General features: G+C 52.5%; 21 protein-coding genes. 2 read left to right on the top strand and 19 right to left on the bottom strand.

What is annotated here, in order from left to right; all coding sequences use genetic code 11:
- Positions 1-127: 127 nt before the first annotated feature.
- The 5 genes from allS to HV345_RS04410 form a co-directional block, all read right to left on the bottom strand.
- Positions 128-1060 (bottom strand): HTH-type transcriptional activator AllS, encoded by a 933-nt coding sequence (gene allS / locus HV345_RS04430; protein ID WP_032931810.1) that lies wholly within the window; start codon positions 1058-1060, stop codon positions 128-130.
- Positions 978-1850 carry a DUF2877 domain-containing protein gene (locus tag HV345_RS04425; RefSeq protein ID WP_016154374.1) on the bottom strand — a complete coding sequence of 291 codons (873 nt, stop codon included), beginning with the start codon at positions 1848-1850 and terminating at the stop codon, positions 978-980. The genes allS and HV345_RS04425 overlap by 83 nt, the downstream gene beginning before the upstream one ends.
- 110 nt (positions 1851-1960) lie before the next feature.
- The gene (locus HV345_RS04420; RefSeq protein WP_016154375.1) at positions 1961-3223 is read right to left on the bottom strand and encodes a DUF1116 domain-containing protein; all 1263 of its coding nucleotides are present in this window, start codon (positions 3221-3223) and stop codon (positions 1961-1963) included.
- A gap of 16 nt (positions 3224-3239) precedes the next feature.
- Positions 3240-4901 carry an acyl-CoA synthetase FdrA gene (locus HV345_RS04415; RefSeq protein WP_181636299.1) on the bottom strand — a complete coding sequence of 554 codons (1662 nt, stop codon included), beginning with the start codon at positions 4899-4901 and terminating at the stop codon, positions 3240-3242.
- Between the two features lie 13 nt (positions 4902-4914).
- Positions 4915-6138, bottom strand: coding sequence for an MFS transporter (locus HV345_RS04410; protein WP_181636298.1), 1224 nt, complete (start codon positions 6136-6138; stop codon positions 4915-4917).
- A gap of 338 nt (positions 6139-6476) precedes the next feature.
- Here HV345_RS04410 and HV345_RS04405 point away from each other — a divergent pair, with 338 nt between their 5' ends.
- Positions 6477-7382: a carbamate kinase gene (locus tag HV345_RS04405; RefSeq protein WP_181636297.1), complete on the top strand. Its 906-nt coding sequence runs from the start codon at positions 6477-6479 to the stop codon at positions 7380-7382.
- A gap of 48 nt (positions 7383-7430) precedes the next feature.
- Here HV345_RS04405 and fbaA read toward each other — a convergent pair whose 3' ends face one another.
- The 10 genes from fbaA to tkt all read right to left on the bottom strand — a co-directional run bounded on the left by fbaA (position 7431) and on the right by tkt (position 18778).
- Positions 7431-8510, bottom strand: coding sequence for a class II fructose-bisphosphate aldolase (gene fbaA / locus HV345_RS04400; RefSeq protein WP_003027029.1), 1080 nt, complete (start codon positions 8508-8510; stop codon positions 7431-7433).
- A gap of 88 nt (positions 8511-8598) precedes the next feature.
- Positions 8599-9762, bottom strand: a complete 1164-nt coding sequence (gene pgk, locus HV345_RS04395) for a phosphoglycerate kinase (RefSeq protein WP_003027032.1) — start codon at positions 9760-9762, stop codon at positions 8599-8601.
- A 39-nt stretch (positions 9763-9801) separates the two neighbouring features.
- Positions 9802-10830 carry an erythrose-4-phosphate dehydrogenase gene (epd, locus tag HV345_RS04390; RefSeq protein WP_016154379.1) on the bottom strand — a complete coding sequence of 343 codons (1029 nt, stop codon included), beginning with the start codon at positions 10828-10830 and terminating at the stop codon, positions 9802-9804.
- Between the two features lie 287 nt (positions 10831-11117).
- On the bottom strand, positions 11118-11828 hold the full coding sequence (locus tag HV345_RS04385) for a nucleoside/nucleotide kinase family protein (protein ID WP_181636296.1): 711 nt from the start codon (positions 11826-11828) through the stop codon (positions 11118-11120).
- On the bottom strand, positions 11825-12334 hold the full coding sequence (locus tag HV345_RS04380; protein ID WP_016154381.1) for an MltR family transcriptional regulator: 510 nt from the start codon (positions 12332-12334) through the stop codon (positions 11825-11827). The genes HV345_RS04385 and HV345_RS04380 overlap by 4 nt, the downstream gene beginning before the upstream one ends.
- Positions 12335-12349: 15 nt before the next feature.
- Positions 12350-13321, bottom strand: coding sequence for a class II fructose-bisphosphatase (glpX, locus tag HV345_RS04375; protein WP_103928578.1), 972 nt, complete (start codon positions 13319-13321; stop codon positions 12350-12352).
- On the bottom strand, positions 13318-14595 hold the full coding sequence (locus tag HV345_RS04370) for a zinc-binding dehydrogenase (protein ID WP_016154383.1): 1278 nt from the start codon (positions 14593-14595) through the stop codon (positions 13318-13320). Before HV345_RS04370 ends, glpX begins: the two co-directional genes overlap by 4 nt.
- A 24-nt stretch (positions 14596-14619) precedes the next feature.
- The gene (locus HV345_RS04365; protein ID WP_016154384.1) at positions 14620-15999 is read right to left on the bottom strand and encodes a PTS mannitol transporter subunit IICB; all 1380 of its coding nucleotides are present in this window, start codon (positions 15997-15999) and stop codon (positions 14620-14622) included.
- Between the two features lie 27 nt (positions 16000-16026).
- Entirely contained in the window at positions 16027-16470 is a 444-nt protein-coding gene (gene cmtB / locus HV345_RS04360) for a PTS mannitol transporter subunit IIA (RefSeq protein ID WP_181598886.1), read from the bottom strand.
- Between the two features lie 316 nt (positions 16471-16786).
- Positions 16787-18778, bottom strand: coding sequence for a transketolase (tkt, locus tag HV345_RS04355; RefSeq protein ID WP_016154386.1), 1992 nt, complete (start codon positions 18776-18778; stop codon positions 16787-16789).
- Between the two features lie 279 nt (positions 18779-19057).
- On the opposite strand from tkt, the gene HV345_RS04350 reads away from it, so the two are divergent.
- A complete protein-coding gene (locus HV345_RS04350; RefSeq protein WP_016154387.1) occupies positions 19058-19816 on the top strand; it encodes a M48 family metallopeptidase in 759 nt (252 codons plus the stop codon).
- A gap of 111 nt (positions 19817-19927) precedes the next feature.
- Here HV345_RS04350 and speB read toward each other — a convergent pair whose 3' ends face one another.
- The 4 genes from speB to HV345_RS26635 form a co-directional block, all read right to left on the bottom strand.
- A complete protein-coding gene (speB, locus tag HV345_RS04345; RefSeq protein WP_016154388.1) occupies positions 19928-20848 on the bottom strand; it encodes an agmatinase in 921 nt (306 codons plus the stop codon).
- A 142-nt stretch (positions 20849-20990) separates the two neighbouring features.
- Complete coding sequence (gene speA, locus HV345_RS04340; protein WP_016154389.1) at positions 20991-22967, bottom strand: biosynthetic arginine decarboxylase; 1977 nt, start codon at positions 22965-22967, stop codon at positions 20991-20993.
- 8 nt (positions 22968-22975) lie between these two features.
- Positions 22976-23107 (bottom strand): acid stress response protein YqgB, encoded by a 132-nt coding sequence (gene yqgB / locus HV345_RS04335; RefSeq protein WP_049041971.1) that lies wholly within the window; start codon positions 23105-23107, stop codon positions 22976-22978.
- A gap of 91 nt (positions 23108-23198) precedes the next feature.
- Positions 23199-23336: a hypothetical protein gene (locus HV345_RS26635; protein WP_269149342.1), complete on the bottom strand. Its 138-nt coding sequence runs from the start codon at positions 23334-23336 to the stop codon at positions 23199-23201.
- Positions 23337-23656 lie beyond the last annotated feature (320 nt).

Genomic DNA, 23656 nt, shown 5'->3' with positions numbered 1-23656 from the left:
TCAATAGTCCTTGAGCATGTCAAAAAAATTACGAGATCAATCTCACGAAAACACCCTATTAAAGGTAAACAAAAAAGACCGAATCTGCCATTTTTTCAACATGATCCCTTAAAAAACCGCCGTAAACTCAGTTCTCCGCCGGTCGGTCGACCATCCGCAGGAACCCGCTCACCAGAGAATCTTTTTGCTTAAAAATGTCCGCAATTTCACTGACCACCTTTCCGCTGCCCGCATTCTTCCAGGCAATCGAGAGCGGCGATGGCTGGCGCGGATTAATCACCTCACGGGCAACCAGTGCCCCGGATTCAACATAAGGACGACACATCCGCTCGGGTAAAAAACCGACGCCAAGCCCGCTTAAATGACAGGCCAGCTTAGTGCTGAGATCCGGCACTTTGATCTCCTTTTGTCCGCTAAGCAGCCAGGCGACGCGGCGCGTAAGCGTACGCGAGGTATCTTCAATATTGATAGCCGGATAGCGGCGCAGCATATCGTCTGACAGTACCGGCACTGGATGGCTGGCCAGCGGGTGATTTTGCGCTACCACAAACCGCCAACTGATATCTCCCAGCGGCAACAGAGAGATATTATTGGAGAGCGATTCCGATCCGGTGACGCCAATCGCCAATTGGAAATCGTCATACAGTAGCGAATCCCACACGCCCATATAGACCTGTCGGGAAATTTGAAATCGGGTGAAGGGAAATTGTTGGTGCAGCCAGGTCAGTAAATCTGCCGTGGTCTGCGGCTGGTACAGCAGATTGTTGATAACGATGTTCACCTGCCGTTCAACGCCCGCGTTGATCTGCTGAAGCTCGTCCGGCATTGCATCCAGCCAGTTAAGCCACTGTCGACAATGCTCAAGCAGATGTTGTCCGGCTAGCGTCAGACTGACGGAGCGGGTTGTACGTAAAAAGAGCTGCGTCCCCACCTGCTCTTCCAGCGTTTTAATGCGATAGCTAATCGCCGCGGGCGTTTTATGCAGGGAGCTGGCCGCGCGGGAAAAACTCTCCGTCTGTGCAACCCGAATAAAAGTGCGTATTGTTTCCTGATCGAGCATGCGTTCCCCTTGAGTCGACCACCTGTAACCACCGTTGCGCTATCGCGATTCCCAGCAATATGTCCGCCCCCGAGGAGTGCCCGACAGCAAGCAGGCGTCTGATTGCAGAATGCGGATCGCGTCCGGACTGTAAACCACGTATCACCTTCTGTAGCGGCGTTGAAAATTCGCCCACTCTGGCGCTGTTCAGATAGCTACAGCTTACTGACGTGGTGAGCGGCACAAGTTGCTCCGTCGGGGGTAAAAAATAGCGCAATTTGGCAGAAAGCCCCGCAGCATACAGCACAGCCAGCATCCCCGTCAGCATATCATCGCCGCTGGGCGTCAGTCCTGGGCCGTATCCGATCAGCCAGCGCCAGTCAGGCGTCACGCCACGATGCCAGCACTCAAGTTGCTCAATGATTTCAGGGTAGTGCAACATCGTATTGAGTGGCTGATTCAGCGCTCCGGAAAGACCACTGTGTTGAGTGCAAAAAGAGAGATCGACAGGGGCAAGTACGGCAGGATCCAGCGACATCCGGAGTGTGCGACGCGAGCAAAGCGCTATACCCTGTCCCCGCAGGATGCTCCCCTGTTTGATAAGTCGTTCAATATGCGCCACGCGGGAAAACTGTGTGGTGCTCAGCAGCATGCCCGTCGGTCCCATCCCCTTTCCGTAGCGAAACAGCGTCAACAGCTCGCCGTCAGGACGGCAAAAATTAATCGCCTGCGAGAAGCGGCTGTGCAACCTCCATTCGCCATCGGGAAGTCGATAAAAACCCGCGCTGGCTAATGCCTTAATCGTCACCATCGATACACTCCAGGACACTGGATGGCAGGGAGAGCGCCCGAGCCGGCCTACGGAATGAACTCATTCGCAGGCCGGATAAAACGCAACTGCGTCGCCTTCCGGCAACGTTGTTATGCCGTGATGTGATGCAGTTCTGCCAGCGCTTCAAGCGCTTTTTCAAAACAGAGCAGCGGTGCGCGAACGGTGCCCGCCCCCACCTGGCCGATCCCCGCATCCTTGTGAGCAATACCGGTGTTAATCAGCGGCGTAATCCCCGTTTCCACGACGCGACGGATATCCAGCCCCAGACATGCCCCTTTGAAATCCCATGACGGGATCTGGAACAGCGGATTGTTGGCAAGATAGATCTCCGCCATCTCTTCCGATGTCTCCAGCGCAGCCCCCATGCCACCCGCGCCAACGAAGCGCGTTACGCCCGGTGCGGCGATCATCGCAGCACCGCCAATCCCCAGCGTTTCCGTGATGGCACTGTCGCCGATATCCGGATTGGCATCAGTCTGGCTATAGCCGGTAAAGAACAGCCCCTGCGGCGTGTTCACCGGCGCGGTAAACCAACGATCGCCTGTGCCGCTCACGCGAATACCGAAATCACGGCCGTTACGCGTCATGGCGGTCACCACAGAACCTGCTTTAATTTCCGCCGCCGCATCCATAACGGCTTTACTGTAGGCCATTGCCAGGTTAAGGAAGAACTGGTCGGTGACGCTCAGGAATTGCAACACCTCAATGATTTCCGCCTTCGGACGCGCCAGTCCGGCAATCACCGGAGAAAGCGTGCGTAGCAGCAGAGAAGAGGCCGCAATATTACGTTGGTGGAACTCATCGCCCATCGTGATAGCCTGCGCCATCAGTGCCGTCAGATCGACGCCGTTTTCCATCTGCGAGAGCGCTTCCTGCAATACCGGCGCCAGCGTATCACGCATCCAGCGCAGACGTTTCTGCACGTCATCGCCGTAAGCGCCAAAGCGCATCACTTTGCCGATCCCCTCATTGAGGTTGCAGCAGGCCTGATTGCCGTGGACGATATCACGCACGACCAGCACCGGCATATTGGCGGACGTAATACCACCCATCGGACCGACCGCGCCAACGTGGTGGCAAGGAATAAACTCGACCTCTCCCTGCTCCAGCATCCGCAGGGCATCTTCCTCCGTGACCGCCCAGCCTTCAAACAGCGATGCGCCAATACAGGCTCCGCGCATTGGGCCAGTCATCTCTCCCCAGGCAATCGGAGGACCAGCGTGCAGTAATTTGCGTCCAGAAGATAATTCGGCCACCGCTTCTTTTGCAGGACGCACGGCAACCCAGTGGGGGCGTGCAGCTTTAATTCGTTCGATAATGGCTTCGTTGGCCTGTGCAATAGATGAATACATATCCGTACCTCTGAACTTAATGTAACTGTTTGAGTAAGCTGGCAAGACGGGCGTTGCCACCGGCAACAGGCGCCCACTGATAATGCACAACCGGCGTGCCGCTGCTTTGCAGATCCAGCGCGAAGCTGCGCAATCCGGCGTTGATGACCTGTACGCCCGCAAGAAGCGCGCTATGCGTCGGTGGAATATTGTGATTCTGGTAATGCGTCAGGCTAACGGCGAGCAGTACCGCCTCTTCCAGGGTTTCCATCACGGCAACCCCGGCTTCACGGAGTTTCTCTTCCTGCTCGCTGCGGCCCTGCGGATCGCCCTCGGTTCCGGTCAGAGTGGCAATCACCACCAGCGGCGCAGTGCGTTTGGCGCGCACTTGATCTACCGCCTCAACAACCGCCCCCGCTGGATCGGCGCAGGCGCCATAGCCCAGTACGACATCCAGCAGCAGTACCCCGACATCCGGAAACGCGGCCAGTTTTTCGATTTCAATGCTGCGGGTGGTTGGGTCAATCATAGGATGCGGTCTGCCCAGGGTGTAGCTGTCGTCCCCGAGGTCGACAATACGATGACCACCGGCGTCCAGCATCACGCCCTGGTCGTGGCTTTCACTCACGGGAACCCCCAGCCCCGCTGAGAGCAGCATGGCGGCTTCCGCGGCCAGCGTCCCCCCGGCATACAGGCCGTAAATCCCTTTGCCTGCCACTTCCGGCTGAGCCCGTCTCTGCTGCGCCACGCGCATCAGCAGCACCGCCAGCCGCGCGGCATCAGAAAGTGAATTCGCCAGCCAGACGTTTCCTTCGCGACGCTGCTCCGGCTTGCTGCCCAGAAACAGCGCGACAACCGGTTTCCCCACCTTTTGCATCGCAGCAATAATGCGGGTTCGCACCTGCGGAGACGGCGGCTTGGAGACAAAAGCCATTACCCGCGTGGCATCATCCGCAGCCAGCATCTCCAGCGCGGTCAATGCGCTGATACCGCCCACGTCAGCGCTCAGGTCACGTCCCCCCAGGCCAATCGCATGGCTAATGCCCTGCTGATGCAGCGCAATCTGCGAGGTAATTTCCTGAATACCAGTGCCTGACGCGCCAATCACGCCAATCCCGCCTTCAGGCAGGACGTTGGCAAAAGCTAATGGGCTTCCGGCAATCATCGCCGTTCCGCAGTCTGGTCCCATGACGATCAGCCCGCGCTCGCGGGCCATGGTTTTCAGCTCAACTTCCTGCTCCAGCGGTACGTTATCGGAAAACAACATGACGTTTTTATTGGCCTGCAACCCCTCTCTGGCAACAGATGCGGCATATTCTCCGGCGACGGAGACCAGCAGAAGATTGGCCTGAGGTAATTTCTGGCACGCGCTTTCGAAGCGGCGAGCTTTCACCAGATGATGTGAACTCCCCGACGCGTTGGCGATCGCGCTTAGCTCTTTCTCCAGTTGCTCACGAATCAAATCCAGGATCTCAGGCTGCTCACCTTCGGTTCTGACCGCCACACAAATATCATTTGGCGTGGCATCGGCAAAGTCGTCGTGCCAGAACCCTGTGGAATCCAGCATCGATTTATTGGCTGGTGTTCCCATCATGACCGAAACCTGATCAACTTCCGGGCGCTCACTGAGTTTTCGGGAAATGATCATCAGGCTGACGGAATCCTGAAAACTTCCCTTTTTAATAAAGGCGTAAATCATTACCACTACCTCTTTATGTGCGTTGTTCTTTTAAAAACAGCATTGCGAATAAACCAATAGCCAGCAGTACGGCTGAAACATAGAAACTGGAAGCCAGGCTTCCGGTCATATCACGTGCAGCCCCGGCAATAATCGGTGCCAGAATGGATGAACTCATGCCAATAAAATTAAATAAGCCAAATGCGGTGCTGTAATTATTTTCATCCACGCTGTCGGCTACCAAGGCAACCAGTACCGGATCCAGCGCCAGTTTACCCACCAGACCATAGGCACACAGCGCAGTGATAACACCTGTCATATTCGGCATCCAAATAATTGACAACATGCTGATAATCGCGACCGGCACCAGGAACATAATTAAAGGTTTACGCTTGCCTAATTTGTCAGACAGGCTGGAGAATAGCAGCGCCCCAGGAATGGAAATCCAGGCCACCAGCGAAGAGATAAATCCGGTTTCGCTGCCAGCGATACCCCGTTCATTTTGCAGATAATAGGGAAGCCAGGTCAGGATAACGAAGAAACCGAACAGGCTACAGAACACCATAATATAGGTGATAATTAAATTACGGTTTTTCAGCAGATCGCTGAATTTACCCTTTTTAACCGGCGCGCCATCGGCGTCGGCAGTACGTTTCTTCTCTTTCACAAATAGCCAGATAGCCACCCCAACCAGCACGGATGGAACCGCCATCGCATAGAATGGCATCCGCCATGAATATCCCTGATCGTATACCAGCCAGCTGGAGGTCATCAGCCCCAGCGCAATACCAAAAGCCATACCGCTGTTGATGATTGCGCTGCCAAGAGAGCGGTACTTCTTCGGGATCTGCTCAGAGGAAAGACCGTATTGCGGACCATAATAGGTTCCTTCACCCGCCCCCGTCACCACGCGGGCAAACAGCAGGGTGTACCAACTTTTTGCCCAGCCGGTTACCGCGGTGAAAACACCAAAAAGAATAAACCCCGGAACCAGCACCTTTTTCTTACCAATTTTGTCACCCAGAATTCCGGCAGGTACCTGAAGTAATGCGTAAGAAAAATAGAACACAGAATTAAGAATACCCAATTGTGTGCCGCTTAAGCCAAATTCTTTTTCTAATTCGCCCATCACCGGATTGAGCACCGTGCGGTCGGCATACATAAAAATCCATCCCAGCCAGAACAGAAAAACGGTGACCCACCAGGCCGGTATTCCTCTTTTCTTTGTGGCCTCAGCCACTTCATATGAACCAGACATAATTAATCTCCCGGTAATCATTACCGCTGAATACCTCATGTTATCTGACAGGATACGTGAGGTTTGATGTTTTAACTGCGTCTACCATATCGGGGTAAAAATTCATTTCATTTGAACAAAATCACACAAAATCCATTGTTATAAATTTCTGGGAACTGGCCACAACATTATTAAAAAAAGTCTAATAATCACTTTCAAAGCAATTTAAATAAAGAGACAGAAAACATCATTAATTATCGAGATATTTTTACAGGTATTTGAGTTGTCGACCTTATCACATAATAAAAGCGATAAAACGCTATGTTGACCACGAGATATTTTTCACAATGAGGTCATTAATGAAAAAGAAGATTGTCATTGCGCTTGGCGGCAATGCCTTATTACAGCGCGGAGAAATTTTGAGTGCAGAAAACCAGCAGCGTAGTATTCAGGTATTTGCCGAAATGGCATCCGAATTAGCCCGTGATTATCAACTGGTCATTGTTCATGGCAACGGTCCTCAGGTTGGTCTGCTGGCGCTACAGAACGCTGCTTACAAAGAGTCCCCGGCCTGGCCGCTGGACATTCTGGTTGCGGAAAGTCAGGGGATGATCGGTTTTGCCATTGCCCAGGCGCTGGCGTCATCCACGGGTAACGCGCCCGTGACGACGCTGATGACCCGCGTTGAGGTCGATCCGCAGGATGACGCTTTCTCAACACCCGGTAAATATATCGGCCCCGTCTACCAGCCGGATCAACAGACAGATCTGGAAGAACGCTATGGCTGGCAGATGAAAGCGGATGGGCAATATATTCGCCGCGTGGTTCCCTCCCCGACACCGCTAAAAATTCTCGACAGTGATGCCATCTGCACGTTGATGGATGCGGGGCACATGGTGATTTGCTGTGGCGGTGGCGGTATTCCGGTCATTGCGCAAGGCGATGGCTATCAGGGAACCGAAGCCGTCATTGATAAGGATTTGACCGCTGCCGTGCTGGCGCAATCCATTAACTCTGACCACCTGCTGATCCTGACGGACGCCGATGCCGTGTATGAAAACTGGGGAACCCCCCAGGCGCGTGCGCTACGACATGTCACACCAGAAGAGCTGGCGCCGTTTGCCGCGCCTGACGGTGCAATGGGCCCGAAAGCGGCGGCGGTGATACAGTTTGTCAAACAGACCGGAAACGCAGCATTTATCGGCGCCCTGAAGGATGCGCCACAGGTCCTGGCGGGTGAAAAAGGAACCTGCGTTATGCAGTAAAAAAAATGGCTTCCCAAAGGAAGCCATTTTTACTGTCCGCAGACGGAATTACAGAACGTCAACCGCGTTCAGTTCTTTGAAAGCCTGTTCCAGACGGGTGATCATAGTTGCCTGACCAGCACGCAGCCATACGCGCGGATCGTAGTATTTCTTGTTCGGCTGATCTTCGCCTTTCGGGTTGCCCAACTGACCCTGCAGGTAAGCTTCGTTTGCTTTGTAGTAGTTCAGAACGCCTTCCCAGGTAGCCCATTGGGTATCGGTATCGATGTTCATTTTCACTACGCCGTAGCTTACGGAGTCTTTGATTTCCTGAGCAGTAGAACCGGAACCACCGTGGAAGACGAAGTTCAGGCTGTTATGCGGCAGGTTATGTTTCTTAGAAACATAGTCCTGAGAGTCGCGCAGGATGGTCGGGGTCAGAACTACGTTACCCGGCTTGTAAACGCCGTGTACGTTACCGAAGGACGCTGCGATGGTGAAACGCGGGCTGATTTTGCTCAGCTCGGTGTATGCGTAGTCAACGTCTTCCGGTTGGGTGTACAGTGCAGAAGCGTCCATGTGGCTGTTGTCCACGCCGTCTTCTTCACCACCGGTGCAACCCAGTTCGATTTCCAGAGTCATGCCCATTTTGGACATGCGCGCCAGGTATTTGGAGCAGATTTCGATGTTCTCTTCCAGAGACTCTTCAGACAAGTCGATCATGTGAGAAGAGAACAGCGGTTTGCCAGTTGCTGCGAAGTGTTTTTCACCCGCGTCCAGCAGACCGTCGATCCACGGCAGCAGTTTCTTCGCGCAGTGGTCAGTGTGCAGGATAACCGGAACACCATAGTGTTCAGCCATCTGGTGAACGTGATGCGCACCAGAGATAGCACCCAGGATTGCAGCGCCCTGAGGAACATCAGACTTCACGCCTTTACCCGCGATGAAAGAAGCACCACCGTTGGAGAACTGTACGATTACCGGCGCTTTAACTTTTGCAGCGGTTTCCAGAACGGCGTTGATGGAGTCGGTACCAACGCAGTTAACAGCTGGCAGAGCAAAGTTGTTTTCTTTAGCTACCTGGAAAACTTTCTGTACGTCATCACCAGTGATTACGCCTGGTTTTACGAAATCAAAAATTTTAGACATGTTGCGAGTCCTGTATCTTCGGCCTTGGAAAGGGGGCGCGCTCGACAGCGCGCTAATAATTGGGCAGGTTTCCCTGCCCATCAATGTCTTACTTTTTAGCACGCTCTTCGAGCATGGCTACTGCTGGCAGTACTTTGCCTTCCACGAATTCGAGGAATGCGCCGCCGCCAGTAGAGATGTAGGAGATTTTGTCAGCAATGCCGAACAGGTCGATTGCTGCCAGGGTGTCACCGCCGCCTGCGATAGAGAATGCTTCGCTGTCTGCGATAGCATTAGCAACGATTTCAGTACCTTTGCGGAAGTTCGGGAATTCGAACACGCCAACCGGGCCGTTCCACAGAATGGTTTTCGCATTCTTCAGGATGTCAGCCAGCTGCTGTGCAGAAGCGTCGCCGATATCCAGGATCTGCTCGTCTTCTTTTACATCGCTAACGGATTTAAGCGTAGCCGGTGCAGTTTCAGAGAATTCAGTCGCTACGCGAACGTCAGTCGGGACCGGGATATCGCAAGTCGTCAGCAGACGCTTAGCTTCATCAACCAGGTCAGCTTCGTACAGGGATTTGCCGACGTTGTGGCCTTGAGCAGCAACGAAGGTGTTCGCGATACCACCACCAACGATCAGCTGGTCAGCGATTTTTGACAGAGAGTCCAGAACGGTCAGTTTGGTAGAAACTTTAGAACCACCAACGATAGCCACCATCGGACGAGCAGGTTCTTTCAGCGCTTTACCCAGCGCGTCCAGCTCAGCAGCCAGCAGCGGACCAGCGCAAGCTACGTCGGCGAATTTACCGATACCGTGGGTAGAAGCCTGCGCACGGTGAGCGGTACCGAAAGCGTCCATTACGAATACGTCACACAGCGCAGCGTATTTTTTGGACAGTGCTTCGTCGTCTTTCTTCTCGCCTTTGTTGAAGCGAACGTTTTCCAGAACAACCAGTTCACCGGCAGCGACTTCAACGCCGTCCAGGTAATCTTTTACCAGGCGAACCGGAGCAGACAGTTTGTCTTTCAGGTAGTTAACAACCGGCAGCAGAGAGAATTCTTCGTTGTACTCGCCTTCGGTAGGACGACCCAGGTGGGAAGTTACCATCACTTTAGCACCCTGTTTCAGGGCCAGTTCGATGGTCGGCAGGGAAGCACGGATACGCGCATCGCTGGTTACTTTCCCTTCTTTAACTGGTACGTTCAGGTCCGCACGGATAAAAACGCGTTTACCAGCCAGATCCAGATCGGTCATCTTAATTACAGACATGGTGAATCCTCTCGTTGATTCATAAAGTTTTGTCGACGCTCAAGCGTCGAGCCTGAAACCAATAGCAGCCATCGCTAACGTTGTGTCGAGCATACGGTTAGCAAAGCCCCATTCATTATCACACCAGACCAGCGTTTTGATCAGGTGAGCGCCACTCACGCGCGTTTGCGTACCATCAACGATGGCGCTGTGCGGGTCGTGGTTAAAATCTACAGAGACCAACGGTAATTCCGTATAGTCAACTATACCATGAAATGCACCTTGTGCTGCTTTTTGCAGCAACTGGTTGACTTCACTGGCTTTTACTGGTTTTTTCACCGTCACGCTTAAGTCGATCGCCGTCACATTTATGGTCGGTACACGCACCGCAATCGCTTCAAAACGATCGTTAAACTGCGGGAAAATTCGCGTGATGCCCGCCGCCAGTTTGGTATCAACCGGAATAATAGACTGGCTGGCCGCTCGCGTGCGACGCAGGTCAGGATGATAGGCATCAATAACCTGCTGATCGTGCATCGCGGAGTGGATCGTGGTGACGGTACCAGACTCAATGCCGTAAGCATCATCCAGCAATTTAATGACGGGTATTATGCAATTCGTGGTGCAGGAGGCGTTGGAAACGATCCGGTGTTCAGCGCGCAGCTGATCCTGATTAACGCCATACACAACGGTTGCGTCGATGTCGTGACTACCAGGATGTGAAAAGAGCACTTTTTTTGCACCAGCGGCAATATGCGCCTCGCCGTGTTCGCGGTTGCCGAAAACCCCCGTACAGTCCAGCACAACGTCGACACTCAGTTCGCGCCAGGGAAGCGCATCGAGCGTTCGCTCATGCAGAATGCGGATCGCGTCATCGCCAACGATGAGCTGGTCACGTTCCTGACGAACATCCCAGGCAAAACGTCCATGGCTGGTGTCATATTTCAACAAATGCGCCATGCCTGCAGCATCCGCCAGTTCGTTGATTGCCACCACGGTGATTTCCGCCCGACGCCCGGATTCATACAAAGCACGAACCACGTTGCGTCCGATGCGACCGAAACCATTAATCGCTACGCGTACGGTCATAGGTCTCCTGCAAGGATTTCTCAGAAACGATGTGGCAGACAGAGTAATGCAGCAAATCGCTCAGGGAAACCTTACCTGTCGCAAACTGCGACTAATTGGTTAATTGTCGAACATTTAATCGACTGAAACGCTTCAGCTAGAATAAGCGAAACGCGGAATAAAAGGAATGATTGTCCAGCCAAAGAAAACAGTTATCTGACGTACATCACATTTTTCCCGCTGAGACCGGGGGAAATTATTCCAGTAAACCGTAATAATCATTACGGCTTAACAGGAATAATTGGCCTTCACGCAATCCGATATTCACCAGATTCCAGCATCTCCAGCGTCAGGTCTCCAGGCAGACTTGCTTCCAGTACCCGATGAACATTCGGTCCGTCGGTACGCTCATAAAACGCCTCAGCGTCAGCTTGTGATAGTCCGCCCGCCAGTTTACGGCCTACCAGTCGTGTACGGAGCGCGTTGGCAGGAGCACGAATAAACAGCGAGTAATCACAAAACTCAGCTAACGCCCGCCACCTTTCATCATCGCGTAATAACCAGTTACCTTCCACAATCACAATCGGCGCGATCACTGTTATAGCCGCTTCTACCGGATCGTGTTTTTGCCGGTCGTACTGAGGCCAGGTGCCCTCCCCTTCCCTTATCAAACGTAGATTCTGTGCAAGCTTATCCACATCAAAGGTTTCCGGCGCACCTTTGTATGCTCGCAGGTTATGAGCATCCAGCCAGGTGTTGTAGTGATGGAAGCCATCCATCGGCAGCGTCTGGATCTCCGGCAGGCCAGGATCCTGACGGGAGAGATATTCCCAGAAGGTGGTCAGCGTCGATTTACCCGTACCAGGCGGTGCGCTGAGAAAAACGATTGTTCGTCGCTGCGGGTGAGTGGCGTGTATTTTTGCCAGCTGTTGTAATAACGGTTTGTGGACGTTCTCTATCTCATCATCACGGTAATGTGCTTCAACCTGTAGCCCATTCACCGTTAGTTTGATTTTCACGGCGTTAATTCCTTTAAAATCGCCGTCACTGCCAGCGTCATTGCCGTCTTGACCATTGCGCTAAAGCGCACTTCGGACCACGCCGCAAAGTCGGCAAATTTCATCGACTCCAGCGCACCGTAGAGCGTTGCGTTACGGGTGATACTGTTCACGTTGCTGACAAAATCCCAGGTAATGTCATCGGCAAAACCGGGGATATTATCCTGCTCGTTCAGGTACTGATAAAACTGAGAGAAATGGGTGATGTCGGCATAAAGCCATTTATCCATTTTTCCCAACGCATAAATCAGACGTAACGCAACGTCGATATCGTCAAGCGGTCCACTTTGGGCGAGTAACGGCTTCACTGCATATTCCACGATCTCTTCATCGTTATTAACGAACAGCGACGGTAGAAAGCGCTTAATGCCCTGGAGCAAAATGTTATGTGCCGTCGTCATAAACGAGAGTAAATTATTTTGAGCATCCAGTTGCTCAAGCACATCGTCTTCTGTCAGCGTCGTCATTCGTTTCTCGATAAATCACCATGAATGCAGAGAGTCTATTATATTACACGTTCGATCCGCGCCGCCGATCAGTAAAGTTTGCGTGCGCACACCATTCGCAACCTGTTGGATCCCTTTCACAAGATCGCCGCCCGTGACTCCTGTCGCGCTGAAGAGGATCTTATTTCCCCCTACCAGTTCGTCCAGCGCGTAGATCCGGTTGATCTCAACGCCCATTTCCGCGCAGCGCTGATGTTCCTGTGCCGCAATCAGACGATTATCTGCGTTATTTCCTTTCGCTTCGCAAAAATCAATCAGTTCAGCCTGCATATCGCCCCCCAGCGCTTTAACCGCACAGGCTGAAATAACCCCTTCAGGCGCGCCGCCAATGGTATACATCAGATCATAAGGATTCTCCTGCATACAGGCCAGCACGCTGGCGGCCACGTCGCCGTCGGACAGAGCAAAGACCTTGACGCCAAGCCGTGTCGCCTCGGCAATAGCTGGTTGAAGGCGCGGTTTATCCAGCGTCACCATCCGCAGTCGCTCCAGCGGTTTACCCAACGCCTCTGCCACATTACGCAGATTATCTGCCAACGGCAGCGCCAGATTAATCGCCCCTTTCGCAAACCGATTAACAACCAGTTTTTTCATGTACATATCAGGAGCGTGTAACAAACTACCGCGAGGGGCAAACGCCATGACGGCCAGCGCATTGCTTTGCCCCATAGCCACCATTCGGGTTCCTTCGATAGGATCAACGGCGATATCTACCTCAGGTCCGGTGCCGGTTCCCACTTCCTCACCAATCCACAGCATCGGGGCTTGATCAATCTCCCCTTCGCCAATAACGATGCGTCCGCGAATGGCAATACTGTTCAATGCTTCCCGCATTGCCGTCACAGCCAGACCATCAATCTTGTTTTTATCGCCGCACCCGGTTTGCGGCCAGGCTGCCAGTGCAGCCTGCTCCGTGATACGAAATAGCGGCCATGCCAGCGACATCATATCGCCGCCTCCCCGATATCAACGCCAAAGTGTGCCAAAAGGTATTTTTCTGCCTTTTCATTCCAGATACCGTGCGTCTCCTCCACCAGCAGCGCCAGTTCTTTGAATAATGGGTCAGTTTTCCCTTTCTCGGCAAAATCAGCAATGGCGGTTAGTGGCATGGTAACGCCGTTATATATCAGCTTCTTACCGCCGGGGATCGCCGGTAAATTCAAAACAGTTTCCGGAACTGCATCAAGGCCGCCAATGTGCGTCACCATAAACGACGGTTGCAGTTGGCCAGTTGCACTGAGCGCAATGGCCTCTTTCATATCATCCGTTGAACCACCGGATGTCCCGACAACGTGAGTGCTGTTGTAGTGCACGTTATAAAAATTAAACGGCACTTTGAAGTTACTGTCCGTAGGACCGGCAAAAAAATTCAGGCAACCATCTTCCGCGAGTAAATCATCAGCCATCTCAACAACTGCAGGCACTGCCGCATACACAAAAACATCATCAAAACCTGCGTCATGAGTTAACGCTCGCAGCATCGCTGTCGGAGAATCCATGCCAGTAGTATTCACATAGATGAGCTCAATCCCCTTTTCTGCCGCCAGCTCAACGGGCAACAGTTTTTTAGCCTGCGCCAGTCGTGCTTCGTCAATGTCGACCACCACCACGCGCGACGGCTGAATATTTCCGTTAATGGCATAATCTATTGCACCAATACCCATCGGCCCGGCGCAGGCCAGAAGCGCAATGTTCCCCCCTGGCTTAATCCCCATGCGATGCTCATAAACGTAAGGCGTGGTATGAAAATTCGCGTTATACGCGCCAATAATGCAGCACATCGGTTCCGCCAATGAGGCGGCGGCAAAATAAGAGCCGTGGTAAGGCAAAACGCATCCCAGGTTAATCGCCACTTCCGGGATAATCATATATGTCGCATTGCCGCCAAAATATTCATAGCTGTATCCTGCTGAATATCCACTTGGCAATCCCATCGCGGGTTGCAACACAAAACGCTGACCTTTCTTATATTTATCCGTCAGGTTTTTCCCCACCTCAACAATGATACCTGCACATTCATGTCCGGTAATAACCGGATGATTTTCCAGATCGTCCGGTACGCGTTTATGATCGCTCCCCAATGCTGCTGCTTTCCAGGTGGACAAACAAACGCTATCGGATATTACGCTTACTAACAATTCATTATCTGTAATTGCAGGCAGTTCAAACTCGCGGATACGAATATCCTGCTTGCCATATATGGCAGCAACTTTCGTTTTCATATTCACTCCAAAAATAGAAGAAGGCTAGTTCGCAGTAATGCGTTTAAATAAATCATCCAACAATGGGTCACCAATATAGTTCTTAATCAGCACTAATGGCTTTTCACTTACACGTTTAACACGACCTTCAAGACTGGCATGGGTGACAATAATATCGGCATCTTGCGGAACGTTTTCGATAGCATAATGCGTCACAGTAATATTCAATCCCGCTTTCTCCAGACGCTTACGAAACGTGGTTGCCCCCATAGCACTGGAACCCATTCCTGCATCACAGACAAAAGCGACACGTTTAATGTTTTTATAAGAGAATTTCCCTTCCTGCTTCATCGCTTTGACGGTTCTGGCTGATTCAGCAAAGTCATCTTCACTTTCTGTTTCAACGTTCTTTTCCATTTTCAGGATGACAGAGGTAATAACAAAAGTAACAACGGTTCCCGCGGTAACTCCTGCAATGGTCGCGAGGAAAGAACCTTTCGGCGTTAATGCCAGATAGGCAAATATGGATCCTGGGCTTGGCCCCGCAACTAACCCACCGTCCAGCAGGTGGAATACCCACGTCCCGGTCATTCCCCCGGCAATCATCGCGATCAGGGTCAGAGGCTTCATCAGCACATACGGGAAATACAGTTCATGAATACCACCGAGGAAGTGGATAATCATGGCGCCTGGTGCAGACTTTTTACTCATTCCTTTGCCAAAGATAGCAAAGCCGAGTAACAAACCTAATCCCGGCCCTGGGTTAGATGCCACCATGAAGAAAATCGATTTTCCCGTTTCAGAAGCTTGCTGCATCCCCAGCGGATAATACACCCCCTGATCGATGGCATTGTTCAGAAAGAGGATTTTTGCCGGCTCATTGATTACGGATAGCAACGGCAGATAACCCGCATGAACCAACGCTTCAATACACTCCTTCACGAAATTATTGGCAATGAGAACCGCCGGGCCGATAACTTCAAACCCCAGCAAGCATAAGAGCATTCCCGCGATACCAAGAGAGAAATTATTGATAACCATCTCGAAGCCTGCAGGAATGCGTTTTTCCAGCAGACGGTCGATATGCTTAATCACCCAACCGCCAAGCGGCCCCATTACCATCGCGCCAAGGAACATCGGGATATCCGCGCCCACAATAACGCCAATAGAACCAATGCCCCCCATTACCGCACCGCGTTTCCCGCCAACCAGATGCCCCCCAGTGGAGCCAATCATGACGGGCAGTAAATAGGTAATCATCGGACCGACAATTTTAGCGAAATGCTCATTCGGCATCCAACCGGTAGGAATAAATAATGCGGTAATAAAACCCCAGGCAATAAACGCACCGATGTTGGGAATGACCATTGCAGTCAAAAACCCACCAAAAGCCTGGACTTTGGCACGAGCAGACTTGTTTTCCATAATAATGTCCTGAAAGGAAACCGTTAATTATGCTTGAGCGATAATATCCGCCAATTGTTTTTCTGATTTAGCCGCTAACAAAGCGGTTAGTGCTTCCTCTTCACATAATAATTCGCTTAAGGCCTGAATAGCGCCAATGTGTGAATCAGCATTAGCCGCCGACAATCCGATTAATAATCTGATACCTTCATCATCTTCGGCAAATTTCACTTCCTGTTTGAGAAGCGTTAATGACATACCGGTTTTTAACGCGCCACACTCCGGTCGAGCGTGCGGCATGGCGACGCCTGGCGCTAAAATATAATAAGGACCATTGTTAGTCGTTGAGTCTTTAATGGCCTGAATATAATCTGAATTGACATATTGATTGGCGAGTAAGGATGACATAGAAAAGTCAATTGCCTCCTGCCAGTTCTTTGCTGAATTTTTTATTGAGATAGATGATTCGGGAAAGTAATCAATCAGCCGCATACATTTTCCTTATTTTATTTTTAGGGTACGAGTTAGCGTTAAAAATAAAATACGCGCACGGCAAAATGAAATCAATCGAGGAGAAAACTACATACAGCGCAGAATGTTTTTTGGTGATGCCTTTAAAAACAATGGATTGAGAAAAGAAATATAAAAATCAACAGCAATAATGTGATTCAAGCTGCAAATATAAAACATCACTAAATATCATATTTGTGATGCAAATCTACATTTTCAGGTTGCGCACGATCAAATAAATTTACTTACTTTAAAAAAACGGGCCGCATAAGCGACCCGTTTTCACCTGTAATCAAAATTACAGCAGTTCTTTTGCTTTCGCGACAACGTTGTCGACAGTGAAGCCAAACTCTTCAAACAGCAGCTCAGCCGGTGCAGACTCACCAAAGGTAGTCATACCAACGATAGCGCCGTTCAGGCCCACGTATTTGAACCAGTAGTCTGCGATACCCGCTTCCACTGCAACACGTGCGGAAACAGCTTTCGGCAGTACAGACTCGCGATAAGCGGCATCCTGTTTGTCGAACGCGTCGGTAGACGGCATGGAAACCACGCGCGCTTTAACGCCTTCAGCGGTCAGTTTGTCCCAGGCAGCCACAGCCAGCTCAACTTCAGAACCGGTAGCGATGAAGATCAGTTCCGGCTGACCGGCGCAATCTTTCAGCACGTAACCACCGCGCGCGATGTTCGCCAGCTGCTCTTCGGTACGTTCCTGCTGTGCCAGGTTCTGGCGGGAGAGGATCAGCGCGGTCGGACCGTCCTGACGCTCTACACCGTATTTCCATGCAACGGCAGATTCAACCTGGTCACACGGACGCCAGGTGCTCATGTTCGGGGTCACACGCAGCGAAGCTACCTGCTCTACCGGCTGGTGAGTCGGGCCATCTTCGCCCAGACCGATGGAGTCGTGGGTATAGACCATCACCTGACGCTGTTTCATCAGCGCAGCCATACGCACCGCGTTACGGGCATATTCCACAAACATCAGGAAGGTGGAGGTGTACGGCAGGAAGCCACCGTGCAGGGAGATACCGTTAGCGATAGCGGTCATACCGAATTCACGTACACCGTAATGGATGTAGTTACCGGCAGTATCTTCGTTGATAGCTTTAGAACCAGACCACAGAGTCAGGTTACTTGGTGCCAGGTCAGCGGAGCCGCCGAGGAATTCAGGCAGCAGAGGACCAAACGCTTCAATCGCGTTCTGAGACGCTTTACGGCTGGCGATTTTCGCCGGGTTAGCCTGCAGCTTAGCAATGAACTCGTTCGCTTTTGCATCGAAGTCAGACGGCATTTCACCTTTCATACGACGGGTGAATTCAGCGGCTTCCTGCGGGAAGGCTTTCGCATAAGCAGCGAACTTCTCGTTCCATGCAGCTTCTTTTGCCTGGCCTGCTTCTTTCGCATCCCACTGCGCGTAGATTTCAGACGGAATTTCAAACGGCGCGTATTTCCAGCCCAGCTGTTCGCGGGTCAGTGCGATTTCTGCATCACCCAGCGGCGCACCGTGAGAGTCGTGGGTACCAGCTTTATTCGGGGAACCGAAACCGATGATGGTTTTGCACATCAGCAGGGACGGTTTGTCGGTCACAGCGCGAGCTTCTTCAACTGCGCGCTTAATCGCGTCAGCATCGTGACCATCAACGCCACGAACCACGTGCCAGCCGTAAGCTTCGAAACGCTTAGCGGTGTCATCGGTGAACCAGCCTTCAACGTGGCCATCGATAGAGATGCCGTTGTCATCGTAGAACGCTACCAGTTTACCCAGCTTCAGCGTACCGGCCAGGGAACATACCTCGTGAGAGATACCTTCCATCATGCAGCCGTCGCCCATGAAAGCATAGGTGAAGTGGTCAACGATGTCGTGACCAGGACGGTTAAACTGCGCCGCCAGCGTTTTTTCGGCGATAGCCATACCCACAGCATTCGCAATGCCCTGACCCAGAGGACCGGTAGTGGTTTCAACACCCGCGGTGTAACCCACTTCCGGGTGACCCGGCGTTTTGGAATGCAGCTGACGGAAGTTCTGCAGCTCAGACATCGGCAGATCGTAGCCGGTGAGGTGCAGCAGGCTGTAAATCAGCATGGAGCCGTGGCCGTTGGACAGCACGAAGCGGTCACGGTCAGCCCAGGACGGGTTAGTCGGGTTGTGGTTCAGGAAATCACGCCACAGGACTTCGGCAATGTCAGCCATACCCATCGGGGCACCCGGGTGACCGGATTTGGCTTTCTGTACTGCGTCCATGCTCAGCGCACGAATAGCATTGGCAAGCTCTTTACGTGAGGACATTTTGACTCCAGATCGGATAATGAAGGCTGAGCCCTTAACGACTTGACGACAGCGCGTTTTGGGCTACGCCGGAAAAAAGTGCCAACAATGTAACCCAAGCCGCGTGTCATGTACATGGAGCATCCTTTTACCGCTTCAGAAATCTCTGGATCATGCGCGCAAGTTGCGCAATCTTCTCGCCCGCTGAATGTTCTTTTCTTTATACTAAGGCCGAGCGTCGGTTTACCTGCAAACGACGCATTTTTTAGAAAAATCCTGACTTTGTGCGGAAGAGAAAAAATGAAAATTCGCGCTTTACTGCTTGCTACGAGCATGGCGGCGGCATTGACCGGCTGCCAGAACATGGACTCAAACGGACTGCTTTCTTCTGGCGCAGAGGCTTTTCAGGCCTATAGTCTGAGCGATACTCAGGTAAAAGCGCTGAGCGATCAGGCCTGTAAAGATATGGACAGCAAGGCTACTATCGCCCCTGCCAGCAGCGAGTACGCAACGCGTCTTGGCAAAATCGCCGCCGCGCTTGGCGACAACATTAACGGCCAGCCGGTGAACTACAAAGTCTATATGGCGAAAGATGTGAATGCCTTTGCCATGGCGAACGGTTGTATCCGCGTGTACAGCGGCCTGATGGATATGATGACCGATAACGAAGTCGAAGCGGTGATCGGCCACGAAATGGGCCACGTCGCGCTGGGTCACGTGAAAAAAGGCATGCAGGTCGCGCTGGGCACTAACGCCGTACGTGCAGCAGCGGCTTCCGCTGGCGGCATTGTCGGCAGCCTGTCGCAGTCGCAATTGGGCGATCTTGGCGAGAAACTGGTGAACTCGCAGTTCTCCCAGCGTCAGGAATCCGAAGCGGATGATTACTCGTATGATTTGTTGCGCAAACGTGGGATCAATCCGGCAGGCCTGGCCACCAGCTTTGAGAAACTGGCTAAACTGGAAGCAGGACGCCAAAGCTCAATGTTTGACGATCACCCGGCATCTGCAGAACGTGCGCAACACATTCGCGATCGCATGAGCGCAGACGGGATAAAATAATCCTCGAACAGTGCTGGATGGCGGCGTGAACGCCTTATCCGGCCTACAAATTCAGCAATAATGTAGGCCGGACTAGCGTCAGCGACATCCGGCAAAATAGTCCGAAACCCGTTATTCGCCTTTCTTCGCCGCCTGGATATACAGCATTTCCAGTGCCAGCGTAGCCGCCGCCAGCGCGGTGATCTCTGACTGATCGTAGGCCGGAGCTACTTCCACCACATCCATCCCGACGATATTCAGATCTTTCAGACCACGTACCAGCTTGATCGCGCGATCGGAAGTCAGACCGCCGATCACGGGCGTACCGGTTCCTGGAGCAAACGCCGGATCGAGGCAGTCGATATCAAAGGTCAGATACACCGGCATATCACCAACAATCTGCTTAACCTGGGCGATGATGTCATCTACGCCGCGATCGTTCACCTGGCAAGCATCCAGCACGGTAAAGCCGTTATCTTTGTCGAACTCGGTACGAATACCGATCTGCACAGAGTGATTCGGATCGATCAGACCTTCGTTCGGCGCAGTGTAGAACATGGTACCGTGGTCGAATTCACAGCCGTTAGCGTAGGTGTCGGTGTGGGCATCAAAGTGCACCAGCGCCATTTTACCAAAGTGTTTAGCGTGCGCGCGCAGGAGCGGCAGCGTGACGAAGTGGTCACCGCCGAAAGAGAGCATGCGCTTACCAGCAGAAAGCAACTTCTCAGCATGCGCCTGCAGTTTTTCACTCATTTCACGGGCATCACCGAACGCATAAACCAGATCGCCGCAGTCCACCACGTTCAGGCGCTCGCGCATATCGAAGTCCCACGGGAAGCGATTGTGTTCCCACGCCAGGTTAGTGGAAACCTGACGGATCGCAGCCGGACCATGACGACCGCCCGCGCGGCCAGACGTTGCCATATCAAACGGTACGCCGGTGATCACCCAATCGGCGTCGCTGTCGTACGGCATGAAGTTCATCGGCAGACGCAAAAAACCAAAGGCGTTAGAAACCAGGGAGTTGTCGTATTGATGACCTAAGGTGCTCATGTACTGACCTCTTTTAAAATCGGTGAAAAAAAATCCCCTCCGCGTCGTTAAGCCCGACGAGGAAGGGATTGATTTACGTGACTACTTGTATAGGCGAATTATCGCCGTTAATTTGCTCAGGTTCAAGCGAACCCCAACAGCATTACTCGTCTTCGAGATAGGTATATCCGTACAGACCTGCCTCAAACTCTTCGAGGAACTGCTGCTGCAACTCGGTATCCAGATCGGTGTTTTTCACCTGGTCACGGAACTGCGTTAGCAGGGTGTTCGGATCCAACTGCACGTATTGCAGCATATCCGCCACGGTATCCCCTTCGTCAGACAGCTCAACTTCCACGCTGCCGTCAGGGAAGACGAACACGTCAACCGCTTCAGTATCACCGAACAGGTTGTGCATGTTGCCAAGGATCTCCTGGTACGCCCCCACCATAAAGAAGCCCAGCATCGGCGGATTCTCCGGGTCGTATTCCGGCATCGGCATGGTGGTCGCAATGCCGTCACCATCAACATAGTGGTCGATAGCGCCATCAGAGTCACAGGTGATATCCAGCAGCACCGCACGGCGCTCAGGAGCCTTGTTCAGCCCTTCCAGCGGCATCACCGGGAACAGCTGATCGATCCCCCACGCATCCGGCATCGACTGGAACAGCGAGAAGTTGACGTAAATCTTATCCGCCATACGCTCCTGCAACTCGTCGATAATCGGACGGTGCGCGCGGTTGCTCGGGTCGAGTTGTTTTTGCACATCGTGACACATGTTCAGATAGAGCTGTTCTGCCCACGCGCGTTCCTGCAGGCTAAAGGTGCCTGAAGAGTACCCAACGTGAATATCGTGCAGATCCATTTGGCTGTCGTGCAGCCATTCACGCAGCGAACGACGGGTTCCCGGCTCATGCATCTCTTGCCAGGTTTCCCACATGCTTTGCAGGGCACGCGGCGCATCGTCAGCCGGAGGCGTTGCTTCGGTATGCTCGCTACGCTCAACGCCGATAATATTAGACACCAGCACGGTATGATGCGCGGTAACAGCGCGACCGGATTCGGTAATTACCGTCGGGTGCGGCAGACCGTGCTCTTCACAGGCGTCGCCAATGGCCCAGATGATGTTGTTCGCGTATTCGTTCAGGCCGTAGTTTACGGAGCAGTCAGACTGCGAACGGGTACCTTCGTAGTCCACGCCCAGGCCACCGCCCACGTCGAAGCACTGGATATTTACGCCAAGCTTGTGCAGCTCAACGTAGAAACGCGCCGACTCACGTACGCCGGTGGCAATATCACGAATGTTCGCCATCTGTGAGCCGAGGTGGAAGTGCAGCAACTGAATACTGTCCAGACGACCGCGCTCGCGCAGCATTTCTACCAGTTGCAGCACCTGGTTTGCCGCCAGGCCAAATTTCGATTTCTCTCCGCCGGAGGACTGCCATTTGCCGGAACCCTGCGACGCCAGACGCGCACGCACGCCCAGACGCGGAACAACATTCAGTCGTTCAGCTTCATCCAGCACGATAGCGATTTCAGACATCTTCTCGATGACCAGATAGATCTTATGGCCCATCTTTTCGCCAATTAGCGCCAGGCGGATGTATTCGCGGTCTTTATAGCCGTTACACACGATCACGCTGCGGGTCATTCCGGCATGAGCCAGAACGGCCATCAGTTCAGCTTTAGAACCGGCTTCCAGCCCCAGCGGTTCGCCGGAGTGGATCAGCGATTCAATCACGCGACGGTGCTGGTTAACCTTGATCGGGTAAACGAGGAAATAGTCACCGTTGTAGCCGTAAGACTCACGGGCGCGCTTAAACGCGGCGTTAATCGAACGCAGACGGTGTTGCAGGATCTGCGGGAAGCAGAACAATGCAGGCAAACGCTGGCCCTGCGCTTCACGGGCTTTCACCAACTCAGCAAGGTCAACGCGCGCTTCTGGTACGTCGGGATCCGGGCACACGCTGATGTGGCCCAGTTCATTGACGTCATAGTAGTTATTACCCCACCAGGCAATATTGTAAGTACGCAGCATCTTGCTGGCTTCCTGGGAACTCATTGCAACCTCCTGCATGGAGCGTAGTACACCGTGTTCGCCTGCTGACGAAGGCGAACCCAAAGAAATGTCGTCAGACATAGCGAACCTCAAATTTTATTAACAAGTGTAAAACAGTTGACTACTATCGCAATCCGAAGACGCGATAACAACCCAAATACAGGCAGAATTTCCAGCAGATAGTGCTGACGCTCCGACTGTGCGACCGGTTTCTTTTTCATATCAATGTAAACACGTAACCGAACTTAATGCTGACGGTTCGGCGAAACCACGAGAAAACTCTTGTTTACCAAGAGCGCCCTTGTTCAGTTCTTAGTGACCGTTGCCGGCCCTGGAGTCCTGAGAAGCGCCGAGATGGGTATAACATCGGCAGGTATGCAAGATGCAGATTGCGGGGGACATATGTACACCAGAACGGTGCGACAGATTCAGCAGAATACAACGGTTCATTATCTCGTATCACCTCCACGGTTGCTCCTGACGGAACGAACCCACAAGCCAAAGCTAAAGTTTTAACCCGGCTGGAAGTGGCAACACGATGAAAACGTCGTGTGCTTTTTTGTCTATCCTCAATAAATCGAGTTGCGGGAAGGCGGCAACGCAGTGAATCCCCGGGCGCTTACAGGAGTAAGTGACTGGGCGAGTATTGCCAACGCACATGCAACTTGAAGTATGACGGATATGAGCCGCGCGCCGCGTTTTATACCGACAACAGTACGAAAAAGCAAAAGATAAATACGCGCATTGCCAGCACCGTCAGGAAAAATTTC

The sequence above is a fragment of the Citrobacter sp. RHBSTW-00986 genome (assembly GCF_013783065.1).
Classification (GTDB): domain Bacteria; phylum Pseudomonadota; class Gammaproteobacteria; order Enterobacterales; family Enterobacteriaceae; genus Citrobacter; species Citrobacter braakii.
The sequence above is the reverse complement of the archived record's forward strand: the minus strand, read 5'-3'. Positions and strand labels throughout refer to the sequence as shown.